Annotated in this window: 18 protein-coding genes and 1 other RNA gene; 11 read left to right on the forward strand and 8 right to left on the reverse strand. The window is 59.9% G+C overall.

What is annotated here, in order from left to right:
* The 9 genes from FJ320_11350 to FJ320_11390 all read left to right on the forward strand — a co-directional run.
* A partial coding sequence (locus tag FJ320_11350) for an S-methyl-5-thioribose-1-phosphate isomerase (GenBank protein MBM3926552.1) occupies positions 1–433 on the forward strand: 433 nt, incomplete at its 5' end.
* A gap of 8 nt (positions 434–441) precedes the next feature.
* Positions 442–1,305 (forward strand): S-methyl-5'-thioadenosine phosphorylase, encoded by an 864-nt coding sequence (gene mtnP / locus FJ320_11355; GenBank protein ID MBM3926553.1) that lies wholly within the window; start codon positions 442–444, stop codon positions 1,303–1,305.
* Positions 1,306–1,315: 10 nt separating this feature from the next.
* Positions 1,316–1,669: a rhodanese-like domain-containing protein gene (locus tag FJ320_11360; GenBank protein MBM3926554.1), complete on the forward strand. Its 354-nt coding sequence runs from the start codon at positions 1,316–1,318 to the stop codon at positions 1,667–1,669.
* 9 nt (positions 1,670–1,678) lie between these two features.
* Positions 1,679–2,653, forward strand: a complete 975-nt coding sequence (locus tag FJ320_11365) for a sugar kinase (protein ID MBM3926555.1) — start codon at positions 1,679–1,681, stop codon at positions 2,651–2,653.
* A 16-nt stretch (positions 2,654–2,669) separates the two neighbouring features.
* A complete protein-coding gene (locus tag FJ320_11370; protein ID MBM3926556.1) occupies positions 2,670–3,938 on the forward strand; it encodes an adenosylhomocysteinase in 1,269 nt (422 codons plus the stop codon).
* A gap of 32 nt (positions 3,939–3,970) precedes the next feature.
* Entirely contained in the window at positions 3,971–5,173 is a 1,203-nt protein-coding gene (locus tag FJ320_11375; protein MBM3926557.1) for a methionine adenosyltransferase, read from the forward strand.
* 346 nt (positions 5,174–5,519) lie between these two features.
* Complete coding sequence (locus FJ320_11380; protein MBM3926558.1) at positions 5,520–5,897, forward strand: nitrile hydratase subunit beta; 378 nt, start codon at positions 5,520–5,522, stop codon at positions 5,895–5,897.
* 4 nt (positions 5,898–5,901) lie between these two features.
* Positions 5,902–6,198, forward strand: coding sequence for a nitrile hydratase subunit beta (locus FJ320_11385; GenBank protein ID MBM3926559.1), 297 nt, complete (start codon positions 5,902–5,904; stop codon positions 6,196–6,198).
* A gap of 12 nt (positions 6,199–6,210) precedes the next feature.
* Positions 6,211–6,906, forward strand: coding sequence for a nitrile hydratase subunit alpha (locus FJ320_11390; protein MBM3926560.1), 696 nt, complete (start codon positions 6,211–6,213; stop codon positions 6,904–6,906).
* Between the two features lie 70 nt (positions 6,907–6,976).
* Here FJ320_11390 and ssrA read toward each other — a convergent pair.
* The 3 genes from ssrA to FJ320_11405 all read right to left on the reverse strand — a co-directional run bounded on the left by ssrA (position 6,977) and on the right by FJ320_11405 (position 9,027).
* Positions 6,977–7,331: a transfer-messenger RNA gene (ssrA, locus tag FJ320_11395) on the reverse strand.
* 54 nt (positions 7,332–7,385) lie between these two features.
* Positions 7,386–7,844 (reverse strand): SsrA-binding protein SmpB, encoded by a 459-nt coding sequence (gene smpB, locus FJ320_11400; GenBank protein ID MBM3926561.1) that lies wholly within the window; start codon positions 7,842–7,844, stop codon positions 7,386–7,388.
* Positions 7,825–9,027, reverse strand: a complete 1,203-nt coding sequence (locus tag FJ320_11405) for a S41 family peptidase (protein ID MBM3926562.1) — start codon at positions 9,025–9,027, stop codon at positions 7,825–7,827. The genes smpB and FJ320_11405 overlap by 20 nt, the downstream gene beginning before the upstream one ends.
* A gap of 132 nt (positions 9,028–9,159) precedes the next feature.
* Between FJ320_11405 and FJ320_11410 the strand changes: the two genes are divergently transcribed.
* Positions 9,160–9,771: a DUF3052 family protein gene (locus tag FJ320_11410; GenBank protein MBM3926563.1), complete on the forward strand. Its 612-nt coding sequence runs from the start codon at positions 9,160–9,162 to the stop codon at positions 9,769–9,771.
* Positions 9,772–9,831: 60 nt separating this feature from the next.
* Positions 9,832–10,356, forward strand: a complete 525-nt coding sequence (locus FJ320_11415; protein MBM3926564.1) for a DNA-3-methyladenine glycosylase I — start codon at positions 9,832–9,834, stop codon at positions 10,354–10,356.
* Positions 10,357–10,549: 193 nt separating this feature from the next.
* On the opposite strand, the gene hflX is transcribed toward FJ320_11415, so the two are convergent.
* The 5 genes from hflX to FJ320_11440 all read right to left on the reverse strand — a co-directional run bounded on the left by hflX (position 10,550) and on the right by FJ320_11440 (position 15,339).
* Positions 10,550–11,767 carry a GTPase HflX gene (gene hflX, locus FJ320_11420; GenBank protein MBM3926565.1) on the reverse strand — a complete coding sequence of 406 codons (1,218 nt, stop codon included), beginning with the start codon at positions 11,765–11,767 and terminating at the stop codon, positions 10,550–10,552.
* Between the two features lie 3 nt (positions 11,768–11,770).
* Positions 11,771–12,955 carry an aminotransferase class I/II-fold pyridoxal phosphate-dependent enzyme gene (locus FJ320_11425; GenBank protein ID MBM3926566.1) on the reverse strand — a complete coding sequence of 395 codons (1,185 nt, stop codon included), beginning with the start codon at positions 12,953–12,955 and terminating at the stop codon, positions 11,771–11,773.
* Between the two features lie 31 nt (positions 12,956–12,986).
* Complete coding sequence (locus FJ320_11430; protein ID MBM3926567.1) at positions 12,987–13,847, reverse strand: diaminopimelate epimerase; 861 nt, start codon at positions 13,845–13,847, stop codon at positions 12,987–12,989.
* Positions 13,848–13,851: 4 nt separating this feature from the next.
* Positions 13,852–14,835, reverse strand: coding sequence for a tRNA (adenosine(37)-N6)-dimethylallyltransferase MiaA (miaA, locus tag FJ320_11435; protein ID MBM3926568.1), 984 nt, complete (start codon positions 14,833–14,835; stop codon positions 13,852–13,854).
* Between the two features lie 75 nt (positions 14,836–14,910).
* Positions 14,911–15,339 carry a peptidylprolyl isomerase gene (locus FJ320_11440; protein ID MBM3926569.1) on the reverse strand — a complete coding sequence of 143 codons (429 nt, stop codon included), beginning with the start codon at positions 15,337–15,339 and terminating at the stop codon, positions 14,911–14,913.
* Positions 15,340–16,129 lie beyond the last annotated feature (790 nt).

A 16,129-nucleotide genomic window follows, 5' to 3' on the forward strand; every position in this document is an offset into this window, starting at 1 on the left:
ACCCGCCACTATGGTAGTGGACTCGGCGGCGGGGCTGGTGATGCGAGAGAAGGCCGTGCAGGCGGTGATTGTGGGGGCGGACCGAATCGCGGCCAACGGGGACACGGCTAACAAAATTGGGACATATACCTTGGCGGTGCTGGCGAAAGAGAACGGCATACCGTTTTATGTGGCGGCGCCTACCAGCACAGTGGACTTGAATATTGCTACTGGCGACCAGATTCCCATTGAGGAGCGAAACGCGGCGGAGGTGACGCACCTGAATGGAGTGCGCACCGCCGCCGAGGGTATTGGCATACGCAACCCGTCCTTTGACGTGACGCCGCACAAATATATCGCGGCCATCGTCACGGAAGAAGGCGTCATCCGCGAGCCTTACACCGCCAACCTGGCGAAGGCGGTGGCGGGGGCCAAGGCAGCGGTGGGACGGTAGGAAAAGACATGGCGCAAGCGCGAATCGGGATAATCGGCGGCAGCGGCCTCTACAAGATGGAGGGGCTGACCGGCATTCAAGAAATAAAAATTGACACGCCCTTCGGCAAGTCCAGCGATTCGATTACGCTTGGGACTCTGGAGGGTGAGCGAGTGGCATTTTTGCCTCGACACGGGCGGGGCCACCGCATCATGCCAACCAACCTGCCGGTAAAGGCCAACATTTACGCGCTGAAGACTCTGGGGGTGGAGCGCATCATATCGGTCAGCGCAGTGGGAAGCCTGCGGGAAGAGCTCAGGCCGTTGGATTTGGTGGTGCCGCACCAGCTGATCGATAGGACGTACCATCGAGATAGCACCTTTTTTGATAAGGACGTGGTGGCGCACATCGCCTTCTCGGACCCTTTCTGTCCAACTATGAGCGAGTTGCTGTACAAGACCGCGTCGGCGACGGGCGCGCGGGCGCATGCCGGCGGCACGATGGTGGTGATGGAGGGCCCGGCTTTTTCGACTCGAGCCGAGTCGAACATGTACCGCCAATGGGGAGCGGATATTATCGGCATGACGGCCCTGCCGGAGGCCAAGCTGGCGCGGGAGGCCGAGATCTGCTATTCGACGCTGGCCTGCGTCACCGACTATGACTGCTGGCGGGAGGCCACGGAGGTGGTGACGGTGGAGATGGTGGTGGCGAATCTTTTGAAAAACGGGTCGGTGTCCCAGCGGGTGCTGAAAGACCTGATTCCGAAGATTCCCAGGGGCCGCAACTGCGGCTGCGGAGAAGCGCTGAAGGACGCCATCATCACCACGCGCGAGCAGATACCGGACGATTTTAAGAAGAATATGGCGCCTATCATTGGAAAGTACGTGAGGTAAAGGGGGAGCTATGCCCAGACAAGAACCCGGCGAACCGTATCTTCGTGTGGACTCTGGGGAGGCCAAGGCCATCCTGGACAAAGAAAAGGGCAAGGCCGCGGTCATCGATGTGAGGAGGCACGACGAGTGGGTCAGCGGCCACGTCCGAGGCGCTGTCCACATTCCTATAGATGATCTGCCCGATCGCATCGACGAACTGCCGAAAAATAAGAAACTGCTGTTTATCTGCGCCGCCGGCGTCCGCAGCGGGCTGGCGTGTGAGATTGCGGCGTCCATGGGGCTGCCGCAGGAGATCCTCTATAACATCGAGGACGGCACGCCCAACTGGATCAACAACAACCTGCCCACTGACTATGGCCAGTAGGAGAAGAGGTTGAGCGTACTAGTCGTCGGTTCCGTGGGGTACGACACTGTCAGCACGCCGGTAGCGTCCGGCAAGGACCTGCTGGGCGGCTCCGCCACCTACTTCTCGCTGTCGGCCAGCCGATTCACCGAGGTGTCGCTGGTGGCGGTGGTCGGCAAGGACTTTCGCGAGGCGCATCTAAAGTTGTTGGGCGACCACAAGGTAGACACATCAGGGCTGGAAGTAGCCGAGGGCAAGACCTTCCGATGGTCGGGCCGCTACCGGCACGAGGACGTGAACTCGCGGGATACGCTGGACACCCAGCTAAACGTCTTCGCAGGGTTCAAGCCGAAGCTAAGGCCGGAACACCGGCGTAAAGACTATCTGTTCCTGGCGAACATTGACCCGGTGTTGCAGATGGAGGTCCTGGGTCAGATGGAGCGACGACCCAAGCTGGTGGGGATGGACACGATGAACTTCTGGATTGAGGGCAAGCGAGATGCCCTGGCTAAAGTCATCGGCTCGGTGGATGTGGTGTTCATGGACGAAGGCGAGGTGCGTTCCTATGCCCGCGAGTCCAATCTGGTGAAAGCGGCGCGGGCTATTATGGGCCAGGGGCCGAAGACTGTAGTGGCGAAGCGCGGGGAGCATGGGGTGCTGCTGGTGACAAAAGATTCCGTTTTCGCCGCGCCTGCGTTTCCCCTCGACACGGTGGTAGACCCCACGGGCGCAGGCGACACTTTCGCCGGCGGGTTCATGGGCTACCTGGCGTCGACGGGCAATTTAAGCCATCGCGGGTTCAGGCGGGCGACGGTGCTGGGGTCGGTCATGGGGTCCTTTGTCGTCGAAAGCCTTAGCGCCGACCGGCTACTGTCCCTGGACTACGACGCGCTGCAGTCGCGCTTTCGGGCCTTCACGGCCCTGACCAGCTTTGAAGAGCTGAAGGCCGGGGAGGGCCTGCCCTGGCGCGGGAGGAACGGACGATTCGAGAAGGGAACCAAATAAGGAGCGGAGAAGTAACTTGGTAAGCAAACTAAAAGGTGATATCAAAGACCCAAAGCTGGCGGCTGGCGGCGTTGACCATATCCAGTGGGCCGGCCAGGACATGCCGGTGTTGAATTTAATTCGAGAGCGGTTCGCCAAAGAGAAGCCGCTGAAGGGCGTGCGGATTGCGGCGTGCTTACACGTCACCAGCGAAACGGCCAACCTGGCGCTGACGCTGAAGGCGGGCGGCGCGCAGTTGGCGCTGTGCGCGAGCAACCCCCTGAGCACTCAGGACGACGTGGCCGCAGCCCTGGTGAAGGAGTACGGCATTCCTACCTTCGCCATCAAGGGCGAGGACGACAAGACCTATTACAGCCACATTCGTGCGGCCCTGGACAACCGTCCGCAGATAACCATGGATGACGGCGCTGACCTGGTGGCCACCATCCACCAGGAGCGGCAGGAGCTAATCGAGGATGTCATCGGCGGGACCGAGGAGACGACGACGGGGGTCATTCGATTGCGGGCCATGGCTAAGGACGGCAAGCTGCGGTATCCCATCGTCGCGGTCAACGAGGCGGACACAAAGCATCTCTTCGACAATCGATACGGCACGGGCCAAAGCACCCTGGACGGCATTACGCGCGCCACCAACGTCCTCTGGGCGGGGCGGAAGGTGGTGGTGATGGGCTATGGTTGGTGCGGCCGGGGCGTCGCCAATCGAGCGCGAGGCATGGGAGCCAGCGTCATCGTGACGGAGGTGGACCCGGTGAAGGCCCTGGAGGCGGTGATGGACGGCTTTACCGTCATGCCGAGCCTGGAGGCGGCTAAGGTGGGGGACATTTTTATCACCGTCACGGGCGGGCTCAAGACCATCGGCAAGAAGCACATGGAGCGGATGCGCAGCGGCGCCATACTGGCCAACAGCGGCCATTTCAACGTCGAGATCGACATACCGTCGTTGGAAAGTATGGCGGCGTCCAAGCGAGAGGTACGGCCCTTTGTTAGAGAGTACAGCTTGAAGGATGAGCGCAAGCTGTACCTGCTGGGCGATGGGCGGCTGGTGAACCTGGCGGCGGCGGAGGGCCACCCGTCCAGCGTCATGGACATGAGCTTCGCCAACCAGGCGTTGAGCGTGGAATACCTATCGCAAAACAAGGCCGGGCTCAAGCCTCAGGTCTATCCCGTGCCCAAGGAGATGGATAACGAGGTTGGAAGGCTGAAGCTGCAATCCATGGGAATCGACATCGATACCCTTTCCCCGGAGCAGGCCAAGTACCTGCAAAGCTGGCAAGAAGGAACATAAAAAGGAGCATCTGATAAATGTCCACTACCTTCATGAATGCTAAGAAGTACCTGCTGACCTCCGAGTCGGTGACGGAGGGCCATCCGGACAAGCTGTGCGACCAGGTGTCCGACGCCGTGTTGGACGCCATCCTTCGCAACGACCCCACGGCTCGCGTCGCCTGCGAGACCTCTACCACCAACGGGCTGGTGGTGGTCATGGGGGAGGTCACCACCGACACATATGTTGACGTTCCTAGCATTGTGAGGGAGACACTGAAGAAGGCAGGGTACACTAAGCCGGAGTACGGCATCGATTTTAAAAGCTGCGGCGTCATGGTGGCGATACAGGAGCAGTCCAAGGACATCTCCACAGCCGTCAGCACGGCCCTGGAGGTGCGGACCAACAATAATGATGGGGTCGACCCCTTGGATCTCATCGGCGCGGGGGACCAGGGGATGATGGTGGGCTTCGCCTGCAACGAGACGCCGGAGATGATGCCCCTGCCCGTGGCGCTGTCGCACCGGCTGGTCAAAAGGCTGGCCCTGGTGCGAAAAGAGGGCGCGCTGCCCTACCTGTGGCCTGACGGCAAGTCGCAAGTGACGGTTGAATACCACAAGGGCGTCCCCAAGCGAGTCCACACGGTAGTTATCAGCGCCCAGCATTCGCCTGAGGTGCCGATGGAGCAGTTGAAAAAGGATATTATGGAGCAGGTCATCAAGCCGACCCTGCCCGCCAACCTGGTTGATAAAGACACCAAGTATTACATCAACCCCAGCGGGCGGTTCGTCATCGGCGGGCCGGCGGGGGACACGGGGCTGACGGGGCGCAAGATACTGGTGGACACCTACGGCGGCCTGGCCCGTCACGGCGGCGGCGCGTTTTCGGGGAAAGACCCCACGAAGGTGGACCGCTCCGGCGCCTACGCTGCGCGATATGTGGCCAAGAACATCGTCGCGGCGGGGCTGGCGGACCGGGCGGAGGTGCAGGTGTCGTATGCCATAGGCGTGGCGCATCCCATATCCATCAGCGTCGAGACCTTTGGCACCGAGAAGGTGTCGGTGGACAGGATACAGGAGCTGATACCGAAACACTTTGACCTGCGGCCTGCCGCCATTATCCGCGACCTGAACCTGCGGCGTCCCATCTATAGCGACCTGGCGGCTTACGGCCATTTCGGGCGTGTGGAATTGAACGTGCCGTGGGAAAAGACTGATAAGGCCAAGGCGCTTAAGGCGGCGGCGGAAGCGAAGTAACCAATAGAGTTAAAAATGAAAGCAAGGCTGGGCGATGATCCCAGCCTTGCTTTGTTCACCTGTGATGGCGCGAGTCCTAACCCATGACATCCCCGACCCCTCTCTGGCTCTCCCTCACGACGCTATTGGGATTTCGTGATTTGACAGCATCAAGGTGCTTACCTCGAGGAGGGGAAAAGTAATGGCAGGTGGCACTGATAAAGGGTTGTAGTGCTAGAGTTTCACCCTCATCCTGCGCCTTCCCCCATCAAGGGGGAAGGAATATTCTCGGTGGCTGACAGTCCTTGCAACCATAGCGGTCCTCGATTAGAACCAAGCGCTCAAAGGGGAGTGAAAGCCTATAAAGATGGGGTTGGGTGTAAACTCAACCTTGTTTTTTATCGGCGAAGAATACAAAATGAGACCATCGCTACGGAACCGGGGAGGCGTTATGCCGGCAGTCCACGACAGGGGCGGCGTGCCCTTCGACAAGCCTATCGAAAAGTCAGACCACCCGATACAGGACTGGGAGGTGCGCATCGACGGGCTTCGGGCAGTATTGGCGCGCAAGGGGCTGCTGAAGACCGACGAGATGCGCCGGGCTATAGAGGCTTTGCCGAGGGAGAAGTACGAGTCGATTGAGTATTACGCCAAGTGGGCGGAGGCGGTGGAGGCGATACTGGTGGAGAAGGGCTTGGTGTCCAAGGCGGATTTAGACCGGCGAATGAAGGGCCAGACGAGGTAATCGCATGGCCGCGCAAACTAGCACCAAGTTCAAGGCGGGCGACCGCGTCAGGGTGTCGTCGAGGGAACACAAAGGACACCACCGCACGCCATGGTACGTCAAGGGGAAGTCGGGGGTGGTGGTGAAGGCCCACGGCGCCTATACCAACCCCGAGAGTCTGGCCTACGGCGGCAGCGGTGAGCCCGCGGTGCAGTTGTATCTAGTCCAGTTTCGCCAGAAAGACCTGTGGACCTCCTACGGAGGTCCCGACAGCGATAACCTTTGCGTCGATATCTTTGAACACTGGCTGGAACCAGCCTGAGGAGAAAAGTCTATGGCAAGTAAACATCACGGCAATGATCATCATGGGCATGATCATGACGGGCACGGGCATGACCACGAATCGCCCAAAGCTCATCAGGGAATGAGCAAGGACCAGGAGTTGAGCTACTACGCCCTGCGCGTGAAGGCCCTGGAGTCGGCGCTGGTGGAGAAGGGGATTTGCACGCCCGACGAGGTCACCCGCGCGGTGGCCGAGATGGAGACGCGCACCCCCGCCGATGGCGCGCGGGTGGTGGCCAGGGCGTGGTTGTATCCCAAGTTTCGGCGTCGTTTGATGACTGACTCCAAGACGGCGATTAAAGAGATGGGCTACGACTTGGCCGGCGGGCTGCCGGACCTGGTGGTGGTGGAGAACACCGAGGAGACGCACCACGTCGTTGTCTGCACGCTGTGCTCCTGCTACCCTCGATGGCTTCTCGGCCGCCCGCCCGACTGGTATAAGAGCCTGGCGTACCGTTCTCGCGTGGTGGTGGACCCTCGCGGCGTGCTGAAAGAGTTCGGGCTGGAGCTGCCGCCGTCGATGCAGTTGAAGGTGCTGGACAGCACCGCCGAGGTCCGGTACATGGTTATCCCTAGGCGGCCTCGCGGCACCTACGCCATGGGCGAGGCCGAGCTGGCCAAGCTGGTTACTCGCGACAGCATGATAGGGGTGGCGGAGGCGCTGATGCCGGAGGGCGTGAAGGCGTAGTAGGGTGCAGGACAACGTTCCTTTAGTCAATAAGAGGGCCTCCCGATTATACGGGAGGCCAGAATATTCATGGTGGAGACGGCGGAGGGTTGAACTCCGCGTCCAAGAGAGACCCCAAGAGGATATGCTACAAGCTTATCCGGTGCTTTAAATCTCGCCCTTTCAGCCCCCCACCGGCGGGGTGCTGGGCAGGCCAGCCGGTAATCTTAGGCCCAGCCTACCGACGTTAGCTGGACAGCATCCCGGTCTATTGCGCCTTACCCCCAGCACCCAGGATTAGCCGGGGGAGACGTCGCTGCCTAATTAGGCAGCGAGAGCGAATTCTCTTTCGCCAGTTACTTTTTTGCCGCCTTTTAACGAGGTGAATGACGGCGCCTCGGCTTGCAATCCTTCAGGACCGTCCCCTGTCGAAGCCACTCGTCCCCAAAGTTTACATGTATATTATCGCTTATTTACGCACAGAAGTCTAGAGGTTACGGCTAGACTCGCTGCCTCACGGCCCGCTGGGCCTCCCGCTCCAGGGCGCGGTCTATGATGTCGCGGCGTTTGTCGTACTTCTTCTTGCCGCGGGCCAGGCCCAGCTCCACCTTGGCCCAGCCTCGCTTTACATAAAGTTTAATCGGCACCACGGCCAGCCCCTTTTGCTCCAGCTTGGCCCGTATCTCCTTGATCTGGTCGCGGCGCAGCAAAAGTTTTCGGGGGCGCTTGGGGTCCTGGTTATATCGTCCGCCGTGCTCGTAGGGGGCGATGTGCATGCCGTGGAGCCACAGTTCGCCCTGCTCCGACTTGGCGAAGCTGCCGCGCAGGTCGGCGCGGCCGGACCGGATGGACTTGATCTCGGTGCCGGTTAGCACCAGGCCGGCCTCGAAACGCTCTAGTATGTCGTAGTCGTGGAAGGCCTGGCGGTTAAAGGAGGCGCTACGACCCTCCGAGTCCATAGGAGTCCCCCTGCTGGATGCGTTCTCGCAAGACCTCTATGGCCCGCATGAGCTGCAAGTCCTCGTCGGAATCGCGCTTATTGTGGACCTCTATGTTGGGAGCGATGCCCTGGCCCTCGATAAGGCTGCCGCCAGGGGTGTACCAGTGGGCGACGGTGAAGTAGACGCCGGCACCACCGCTAAGGGGGTACTGAAGGTTGACGCTGCCCTTGCCGAAGGTCTTGGTCCCTACCAGCAGCGCGCGCTGGTGATCCCGCATAGCCCCAGCGAAGATCTCGCTGGCGCTGGCGCTGAACTCATTGACCAGCACGGTGATAATGTCATCGGTGGCCTGACCACCGCTGACGACCGGATGCTCCTCCCGCTGCCCTTGCCCGTCCACCTGGTAAAAGACCAGGCCGTCCTTCAAAAACTGGCTGGTAACATCAATGGCGGAGCTGACGTAGCCGCCAGGATTGTTGCGCAGGTCTATGAGCATACCCTTGGCGCCGACGGCTTCGGACTGCTCGAAGGCTTTAATCAGCTCATCCTTGGTGGTCTCGCCGAAGGTAGAGACACGGATATATAAGAGGTCGCCTTCAATGACCTCGTGTCTGACCGTGGGTGTGGCAATAACGTCGCGGACTATATCCAGGGCCACGGGGTCTGCATCTCCGCGATGCAGCACCAGGAGCCTGACCGGAGTGCCTTTGGCGCCGCGAATCTTGGTGACGACTTCGATGACGCTGAGGCCCTCGGTGCTGGAGCCGTCGACCTCCAGGATGACATCGCCGGAGCGGATGCCGGCTTTTTCGGCGGGCGAGCCCGGGAAGGCTGCGACGATAACTGTGCTGCCCTGGCGATTGGCGACCTCTGCGCCGATGCCCTCGAAGGAACCCCGGAACCTGCCTAGCCCCACCTCGAAGTCGTTTTTATCGAGATAGGTGGCATAGGGGTCGTCCAGGGCTTGGAGCATGCCGCGAATCGCGCCCTCGGCCAAGGCGGCGTTGTCGAGGGCTTCCCTGTCTACATGCTGCCTCTTGATGGCCGAGTAAGTCTCAAAGAAGGGCTTGAACTCCTCGGACATACCCCTGGGGACGTCCACGTCGGAGCCTGGGCGGAGATTGCAGCTCACCACCTCCACCGCAAGAAGAAGCAGGGCAATGGCGGCCACGGACCAGGGGAGGTATTTAGAAAGACGCAAGTTCAGGCTCCGAATTAGCTTGGAAATGAAGGCTTATTGTATCATACGCCTACGTTTGGACTGGGGTTTGCCGAGTGTGCCGACTTTACATAAATTTACAGCACCGCCAGGCGATGTTCCAGGCTAAGAGCTATGGGCCAAGAAGCCGCTTGCACACTGACGTATAAAGGAAAGTCGTCCACTGGCAAGGCGCTGCTGGAGTCGGACAGAATTATCTTTCGCGGCGACTCGCGGCTGAGCATACCCTTCGCCAAAATAACGGCGCTGGAAGCGCGGGATGGCCGGCTGAGAGTCGTCTCGTCCGGAGACGGCGAGGCGGTCTTCGAGCTGGGGGCGTATGCCGAGAAGTGGGAACGCAAGATAAAGAACCCGCCGAGCCTTTTGGATAAGCTTGGCGTCAAGCCAGGGATAACTGTGACGGCGCTGGGGATTAAAGACGAGGCGTTCCTTCGGGATTTGAGGTCGAGGGCAGCCAAGGTGGGCGAGAAAATAGGGCATGGCGACGCCGACGTTATTTTCATAGGGGTGGAGGATAGGGCAGGCTTGGAGGCCATCGAAAGGGCAAAGGTAGGATTAAAGCCCGCCGGAGGCCTATGGCTGGTCTATCCAAAGGGGCAACGTCAGATTACCGAGAACGATGTCCTCTCCGCCGGTCGCGCCGCCGGCCTGACGGACAACAAGGTGGCGAGTTTTTCGGCAACCCATACCGCCCTGAGGTTTGTGATACCAAGGGCCAGGAGGTAAGAGAGCTTGGAGAAACCTTCTTCGATAGTACGATGCTTCGGCGGGCCAGAGGACCCATTGATGATGCGCTACCACGATGAGGAGTGGGGCGTGCCAGTCCACGATGACAGGCTCTGGTTCGAATTCCTGGTGCTGGATGGCGCGCAGGCCGGGCTCTCTTGGCGGACCATTCTCCATAAACGGGAAGGTTACCGCCGCGCCTTTGCCGGCTTTGTTCCGGCGAAAGTGGCGGCCTTTGGGGAGAAGGACAGGGCGCGGCTGATGGCCGACGATGGCATTGTGCGAAATCGATTGAAGATAGACTCCGCCATTAACAACGCCAGCCGATTTTTGGAGGTCCAAAAGGAGTTCGGCAGCTTTGACCGCTACATCTGGGGATTCATGGGGAACCGTACCCTGAGAAGGCGAGGTGTTCTTACACTGGCAAACCTACCTGCCCAGACGCCCGAGTCCGAAGCAATGTCCCGCGACCTTAGAAAGCGGGGGTTCAAGTTTGTGGGGCCGACGATCTGCTACGCCTTCATGCAGGCCGCGGGAATGGTCAATGACCATCTAACGGGCTGCTTTCTGGCGCCGAAGAAGTAGAGCGCAGGATGGAGAAGGCCCTATAAATTTATGTAAACTGTCCCGGGGCTTCAAAGAGTAACTTACATAACATTTATTGTGCGAACCAGCCAGAAAGGCCGCAGATTAAAATCGAGGGTTAGGAAAGGTGCCAAGGGAGGCTTAGGAGGTGGAGGCCAAGTCTAACTCTTCCCACAAGCCCCGTAGAGGCCCCTCAGACCCTTTGGGCCGTCCATTCCTTCACCAGCAGTTCCTGAACGGCCTCCAGCAGACCGTCGAGGTTCCATCCTTGGGCCGCCGACACCAGGACGGTGGGATATCGGTCAGAGAGGCCAAGAGAAACGCCGAGACCGTTTTCCCCGGGGTTGGATGGCGATGGCCCACTATCATTGGCATCATTGTCGAGACCGTTGGAGGCTATCAGTAGGTCGGTCTTGTTTAGCACTAGCAGCTTGGGCTTGTCTTTCATGCCGAGGCCCTGCAGCACGTCCTCCACCACCTGGGCCTGCTCTGGGGCCTTGGGATTCGATATATCGATTATGTGAAGTAAAAGGTCCGAGTCCTGAAGCCCTTCCAGGGTGGCGTGGAAGGCGGACACGAGAGTCGGAGGGAGTTTCTGGATGAAGCCGACGGTGTCGGTCAGAAGCACGTCGTCGCCGGAGGGGAGGCGGACGCGTCGCGTCACCGGGCCCAGGGTGGCGAAGAGCTTGTCCTCGGCGGCGACGTCGGCGCGGGACAGGGCGTTGAACAGCGTGCTCTTGCCGGCGTTGGTGTAGCCCACCAGCGACGCCGTGGGGATGCCCGACTTGCGGCGATGGGCGCGGTGCTGCTGGCGCTGGCCTTCGACTCGCTCTAACTCATCCTTGAGGCGCTTGATTCGATTGCGAATGAGGCGGCGGTCCGTCTCCAGCTGGCTTTCACCGGGGCCTCGGGTGCCGATGCCGCCGCCCAAACGCTCCAGGTGGGACCACTGGCCGGCCAGGCGAGGGAGGAGGTACTGGTGCTGGGCCAGCTCCACCTGCAGCTTGCCTTCGTGGGTGCGGGCGTGGCGCGAAAAGATATCGAGGATTAAGGCGGTGCGGTCGATGACCTTCACGTCGCGGGTCTGGCCTGGGTTGGATTGGAGGGTCTCTTCCAGGTTTCGCTGCTGGCTGGGGGTCAGCTCGTCGTCGAAGATAACGACGTTTGCGTTATGTCGAGTAACCAGGCTGCGGAGATCTTGCAGCTTGCCTTTGCCGAGATAATGGGGCGTTGGCTTTTCCAGCATCTGGCTCAGACGTCCGACAACCTGGACTCGAACAGTCCGGGCTAGCTGCGATAGTTCGTCCAGGGACTCGTCGATTCTCCACAGGCTTCGCGCACCCTTGACCTGGGCGCCGACAAGGACGGCCTTTTCGGCCTCGGACCGAGTCGAATGACCGTTGCGGGCTATGACTTACCTCTTCTTGGCCGGCGGCGGGAGTTTCCACGAATTGAGGCGCTGGATGCCCTTGTCCACCATCTCGTCAGGCGTGGTCAGAGAAAGGCGGATATAGCCCTCGCCCTGCTGGCCGTAGCTGGAGCCGGGCGTGACAACGATAGCGGTGTCGCGGAGCAGCGCGGCGGCGAACTCGGCGGACCCATAGCCCTGGGGCACGCGCGCCCAGAGGTACAGCGCGGCCTTGGGCGGCACGATGCGCAGGCCCAGGCGGGTTAGCGCTTTAACGACTTTATCGCGGCGGCGCTTGTATATAGTGTTGTTCTCGTCGATGTATTTCTGGTCGCCGGTCATGGCCTCGATAGCCATTTCCTGGATGGCCTGGGGGATGCCTGAATCGAGGTTGGACTTGATCTGGAACAGGGCCTTGACCATATCAGCGTTGCCGACGGCGGAGCCGAAGCGCCAGCCCGTCATGTTGAAGCACTTGGACAGTGAATGAAACTCAATGGCTACGTCCTTGGCGCCGGGAAATTCAAGAATGCTGGGCGCCTTGTAGCCATCGTAAACCACCTCGCTGTAGGCGGCATCATGCAAAAGGGCGATGTCGTACTTTTTGCAGTAAGCGATGGCTTTTTCATAGAAGGACTTGGGCGCGATGGCGGCGGTGGGGTTGTTGGGGTAGTTGAGCCACATAACCTTGGCGTCGCGCGCAACGTCAGTAGGAATTGCGTCGAGATCGGGAAGCCAGCCGTTCTCCTCGTGAAGGGGCATGGTGTAGGCCTTAGCGCCGGCGAACATGGTGCCGACGGCGTAGACGGGGTAGGCGGGGTCGGGGATGAGGGCCACGTCGCCGGGGTCGAGGAAGCAGAAGGCCATGTGGCCGATGCCCTCCTTGGCGCCGATGAGGGGGAGGACCTCTTTATCGGGGTCCAGGTCTGTAATGCCGAAGCGCTTCTTGTACCAGGTGGCGATGGCGCGCCGCACCTCAGGCGTGCCGTCGGTCTCGGGATAGCGGTGGTTGACGGGGTTGCGGGAGGCCTCGATGGCGCGCTCGATAATAGGCTCGGGCGTGGGTATGTCCGGGTCGCCGATACCGAAGGTGACGACTTCTACGCCCTCCTTCTTTTTCTGGGCGATGATGCGGGAGATCTCCACAAAGGGATAGGGTTTAAGCTGGGAGAGACGGTTGGAGAACTTCATTTAAATCTGATACCTCTATTGAATTTAAGAGTTACCTATCCCACTCGCCGCTGAAGACTTCCGTGGCGGGGCCTTCCATATAGACCTCGCCTTTGCCATCCCAGGCGATGTTAAGGGTGCCGCCAGGGAGTGTTATGTCAACAGTGCCTGGCTTGGTCTTTTCCAGCAGCCTCGACGCCACGGCGACGCCGCAGGCGCCGGTGCCGCAGGCCAGGGTCTCGCCGCTGCCCCGCTCCCACACTCGCACCCTAAGCTTGTTTGGCCCCGTGACATTGACGATTTCAAAGTTGACCCGTTTGGGGAACAGGGGGTGGTGCTCTACCTTGGGGCCGATGGTATGAAGGGGGAACTGGTCCACGGGCTGATCGATGAAGGCGACGGCGTGGGGGTTGCCCATGGACACGAAGGTCAGCTTGAGGTTAACGCCATCGATGGCCAGGGGGTGTTCGGCAACAGCCTCGCCGATTTTGCGGCCCTGGCCGGGCTGGGGCTTAACAGGAACGTCGGCGGGGTTGAGGATGGGCTTGCCCATGGCGACGCGGGCGCGGGTCACCTTGCCGCGCTCCATCACCGGCACCACCGTGCGAATTCCCGCCAGGGTATCTACGGTAACGCCCTTCTCGCTGGCCTTGACGACGCCGCGCTCGACGGCGAACTTAGTGAGACACCGGATGCCGTTGCCGCACATCTCGCCCTCGGAGCCGTCGGCGTTGAACATGCGCATGCGGATGTCAGCCTTGTCCGACTTCTTGAGGAGAATAATGCCGTCGCCGCCAATGCCGAAGTGGCGGTCACTCATAGCCTTGGACAATTCCGGCCAGTCGATGTCGAAGGCGCGGGCGTCGATATAAACGTAGTCGTTGCCCGCGCCTTCCATCTTGGTGAACTTGATAGGCTTAGTCGCTTTCATGGGCTTCTGACCTCCCAGCGGCGGGTATTTTATCATAATTAGCTACAAAATCGTGGACTATCGCCAGGGCCTTGTCGAACTCGGCGCCGTCAGCCTCCAGCCATCGAATCCTAGGGTCATCAAGCCGGAACCAATTGTACTGCCGGCGCGCGATTTGGTGCGTGCGGTACTTGGCGCGTTGTACCGCCTCATCCAGCGAAAGCTTGCCCGCCAGATGCGCCGCCAACTCCTTGTAGCCGGCGCTGGACATGGACGGCAATGATGGAGAGTAGCCGGCCTCGACAATCCGCCGCACCTCCTCCAGGAATCCCTGAGCCATCATTCCATCCAGCCGTTCATCAATGCGCCGGTAGAGTTCCTTTCGCGGCATCGTCAGGCCAAGGATAAGGACATCTTGCGCAAGAGCGGTTTTCTTAGGCCTAACAGCTTGCCCCTTGGAGGTCAGATGCACTTCCAAGGCCCTAATAACTCGACGTGGGTTTTTAGGGTCGGTGCGCTGGGCGGCTTCGGGGTCGACGGCGGACAGGAGCTGGTACAGGGCCCAGACGCCGCGCTGTTTTAGCTGCAACTCCAGGTCGGCGCGAAGGGTTGAATTGGGCGGCACGGTGGGGGGTCGCCAGCCCTCCAGCAGCGCCCACACGTACTGCCCTGTGCCGCCGACGATGATGGGCAATCGACGCCTTTCCTGCACGTCCTCGATGGCATTCCTGGCTAGCTCTAAAAAGCGGGCGAGGCTGAAGTCCTCGTCGGGGTCGCAGAGATCGAGGAGGTGGTGGGGGACGAGGGCGCGCTCCTGGGCGGTGGCCTTGGCGGTGCCGATGTCCATGCCACGGTATACCTGGCGGCTGTCGGCGTTGATGATCTCGCCATCGAGGGTCTGGGCCAGCCATAAGCCAAGGCCGCTCTTGCCAGCAGCGGTAGGGCCGACGATGACGATGGAAAATTTGTAGTCGTTGAGCAAGGCGCACATTTATTGTCTTCCAAATATAACAAAACGCAGCCATTGAGTTGGCTCCGTCTAGGCATGCTCTGAGTGTTCTCGACTTTAACTTACAGACACTAGCTCTATCTCAAAGGTCAGGGTCTTGCCAGCCATGGGGTGGTTACCGTCCAGGGTGACCTGGGCATCGTTAAACTCGACGACGCTAAAATAGACCACCTCGCCGTTAGGGGCCTGGGCCTGGAGCTTCATACCCTTGGCCAAAGGAATAGACGCAGGTATCTCCTGACGGTCAACCTTCAGCATTTTGTCCTCTCGATGGGGGCCGTAGGCCTGCTCCGAGGCTATCTTGACGGTCTTACTGTCACCGACCTCCATCCCCATAATGGCGGCCTCGAATCCGGGAATCATCCGGCCTTCGCCCAGAGTGAACTCAATCGGATCAATATCCTTTGATGAGTCGAAGACCGTGCCGTCATCCAGCTTGCCGGTGTAGTGGACCTTAACCGTGTTACCATTGCCAGCTTTAGCCATTCCTCTCTCCTTGTTAGTTTCTAGGGATGGGTGTTTGTCCATGGGCTCGGCACAAGTCATGATAAGGCTGAGCAAATGTCGAGCGGACAATAATTTGAGGCGAGGTTTAGAAGTCTTGTGAGAGCAGACAAGTCGATTATATCTCAGGGGTGAAGGCTTGAGGAAGGTTGCGCCGGCTGAAACATTGAGGGGGTCCCCTAACATTAGGGAACCCCCTTGAGAAACCGTGGCAGTTCAGAGAACCAGTCTGGTTCCCTTACAGCCCTCTAAACTAGGCCCGGACTCCTGCCGCGTTCACCTGAACGACTTCTATGTCGCCCAGGGTGTTGTTGTCGCCAATAACAGCCACACCAATGTTTACCTGCACTATAACTATGGTGTACTAGTTGACGACGGTGTGCGGGTGCGCTTCGTCGCAGTCTGCGGCGTCGCCACCCTGGGCATCCGTGGCGCTGCCGGAAGCTCCATTTCCCTGCTCAATTTTCTGCTCGGTCTCATTGGAGTTCTTAGACTGAGCCGTATTGACGTTAGCCTGATTGCTATCGCCGAAGATTGCCACGCTGACGTTGGTCTGCTGGGCCGTGGCCTCAGACTTTTGCTGAGTCTCGTTAACGTTGGCCCCAACATTCTGCTGCTCTGCCGACCCCCCGTCACCATTCCCTTCGTACTCGTTCTCATGCTCGATTTTCTGCTCGGTCTCATTCTCATTCTTGGCTTCGGCCTCGTTGACGTTGGCCTGGTTGCTGTCGCCGAAGATGGCTACACTCACGTTGGTCTGCTGGGCGTTAGC

The sequence above is a fragment of the SAR202 cluster bacterium genome (assembly GCA_016872285.1).
In the GTDB taxonomy this organism is placed as follows: Bacteria; Chloroflexota; Dehalococcoidia; order Lucifugimonadales.

Excerpts from the sequence above, each read along its gene's own strand:
- FJ320_11360 (MBM3926554.1), top strand. The coding sequence starts at position 1,316 with ATGCCCAGACAAGAACCCGGCGAACCGTATCTTCGTGTGGACTCTGGG.
- miaA (MBM3926568.1), bottom strand. The coding sequence starts at position 14,835 with ATGTGCGCCTTGCTCAACGACTACAAATTTTCCATCGTCATCGTCGGC.
- smpB (MBM3926561.1), bottom strand. The coding sequence starts at position 7,844 with ATGGACTCGGAGGGTCGTAGCGCCTCCTTTAACCGCCAGGCCTTCCAC.
- mtnP (MBM3926553.1), top strand. The coding sequence starts at position 442 with ATGGCGCAAGCGCGAATCGGGATAATCGGCGGCAGCGGCCTCTACAAG.
- FJ320_11380 (MBM3926558.1), top strand. The coding sequence starts at position 5,520 with ATGGGGTTGGGTGTAAACTCAACCTTGTTTTTTATCGGCGAAGAATAC.
- FJ320_11415 (MBM3926564.1), top strand. The coding sequence starts at position 9,832 with ATGATGCGCTACCACGATGAGGAGTGGGGCGTGCCAGTCCACGATGAC.
- FJ320_11375 (MBM3926557.1), top strand. The coding sequence starts at position 3,971 with ATGAATGCTAAGAAGTACCTGCTGACCTCCGAGTCGGTGACGGAGGGC.
- FJ320_11425 (MBM3926566.1), bottom strand. The coding sequence starts at position 12,955 with ATGAAGTTCTCCAACCGTCTCTCCCAGCTTAAACCCTATCCCTTTGTG.
- FJ320_11385 (MBM3926559.1), top strand. The coding sequence starts at position 5,902 with ATGGCCGCGCAAACTAGCACCAAGTTCAAGGCGGGCGACCGCGTCAGG.
- FJ320_11390 (MBM3926560.1), top strand. The coding sequence starts at position 6,211 with ATGGCAAGTAAACATCACGGCAATGATCATCATGGGCATGATCATGAC.
- FJ320_11410 (MBM3926563.1), top strand. The coding sequence starts at position 9,160 with ATGGGCCAAGAAGCCGCTTGCACACTGACGTATAAAGGAAAGTCGTCC.
- FJ320_11440 (MBM3926569.1), bottom strand. The coding sequence starts at position 15,339 with ATGGCTAAAGCTGGCAATGGTAACACGGTTAAGGTCCACTACACCGGC.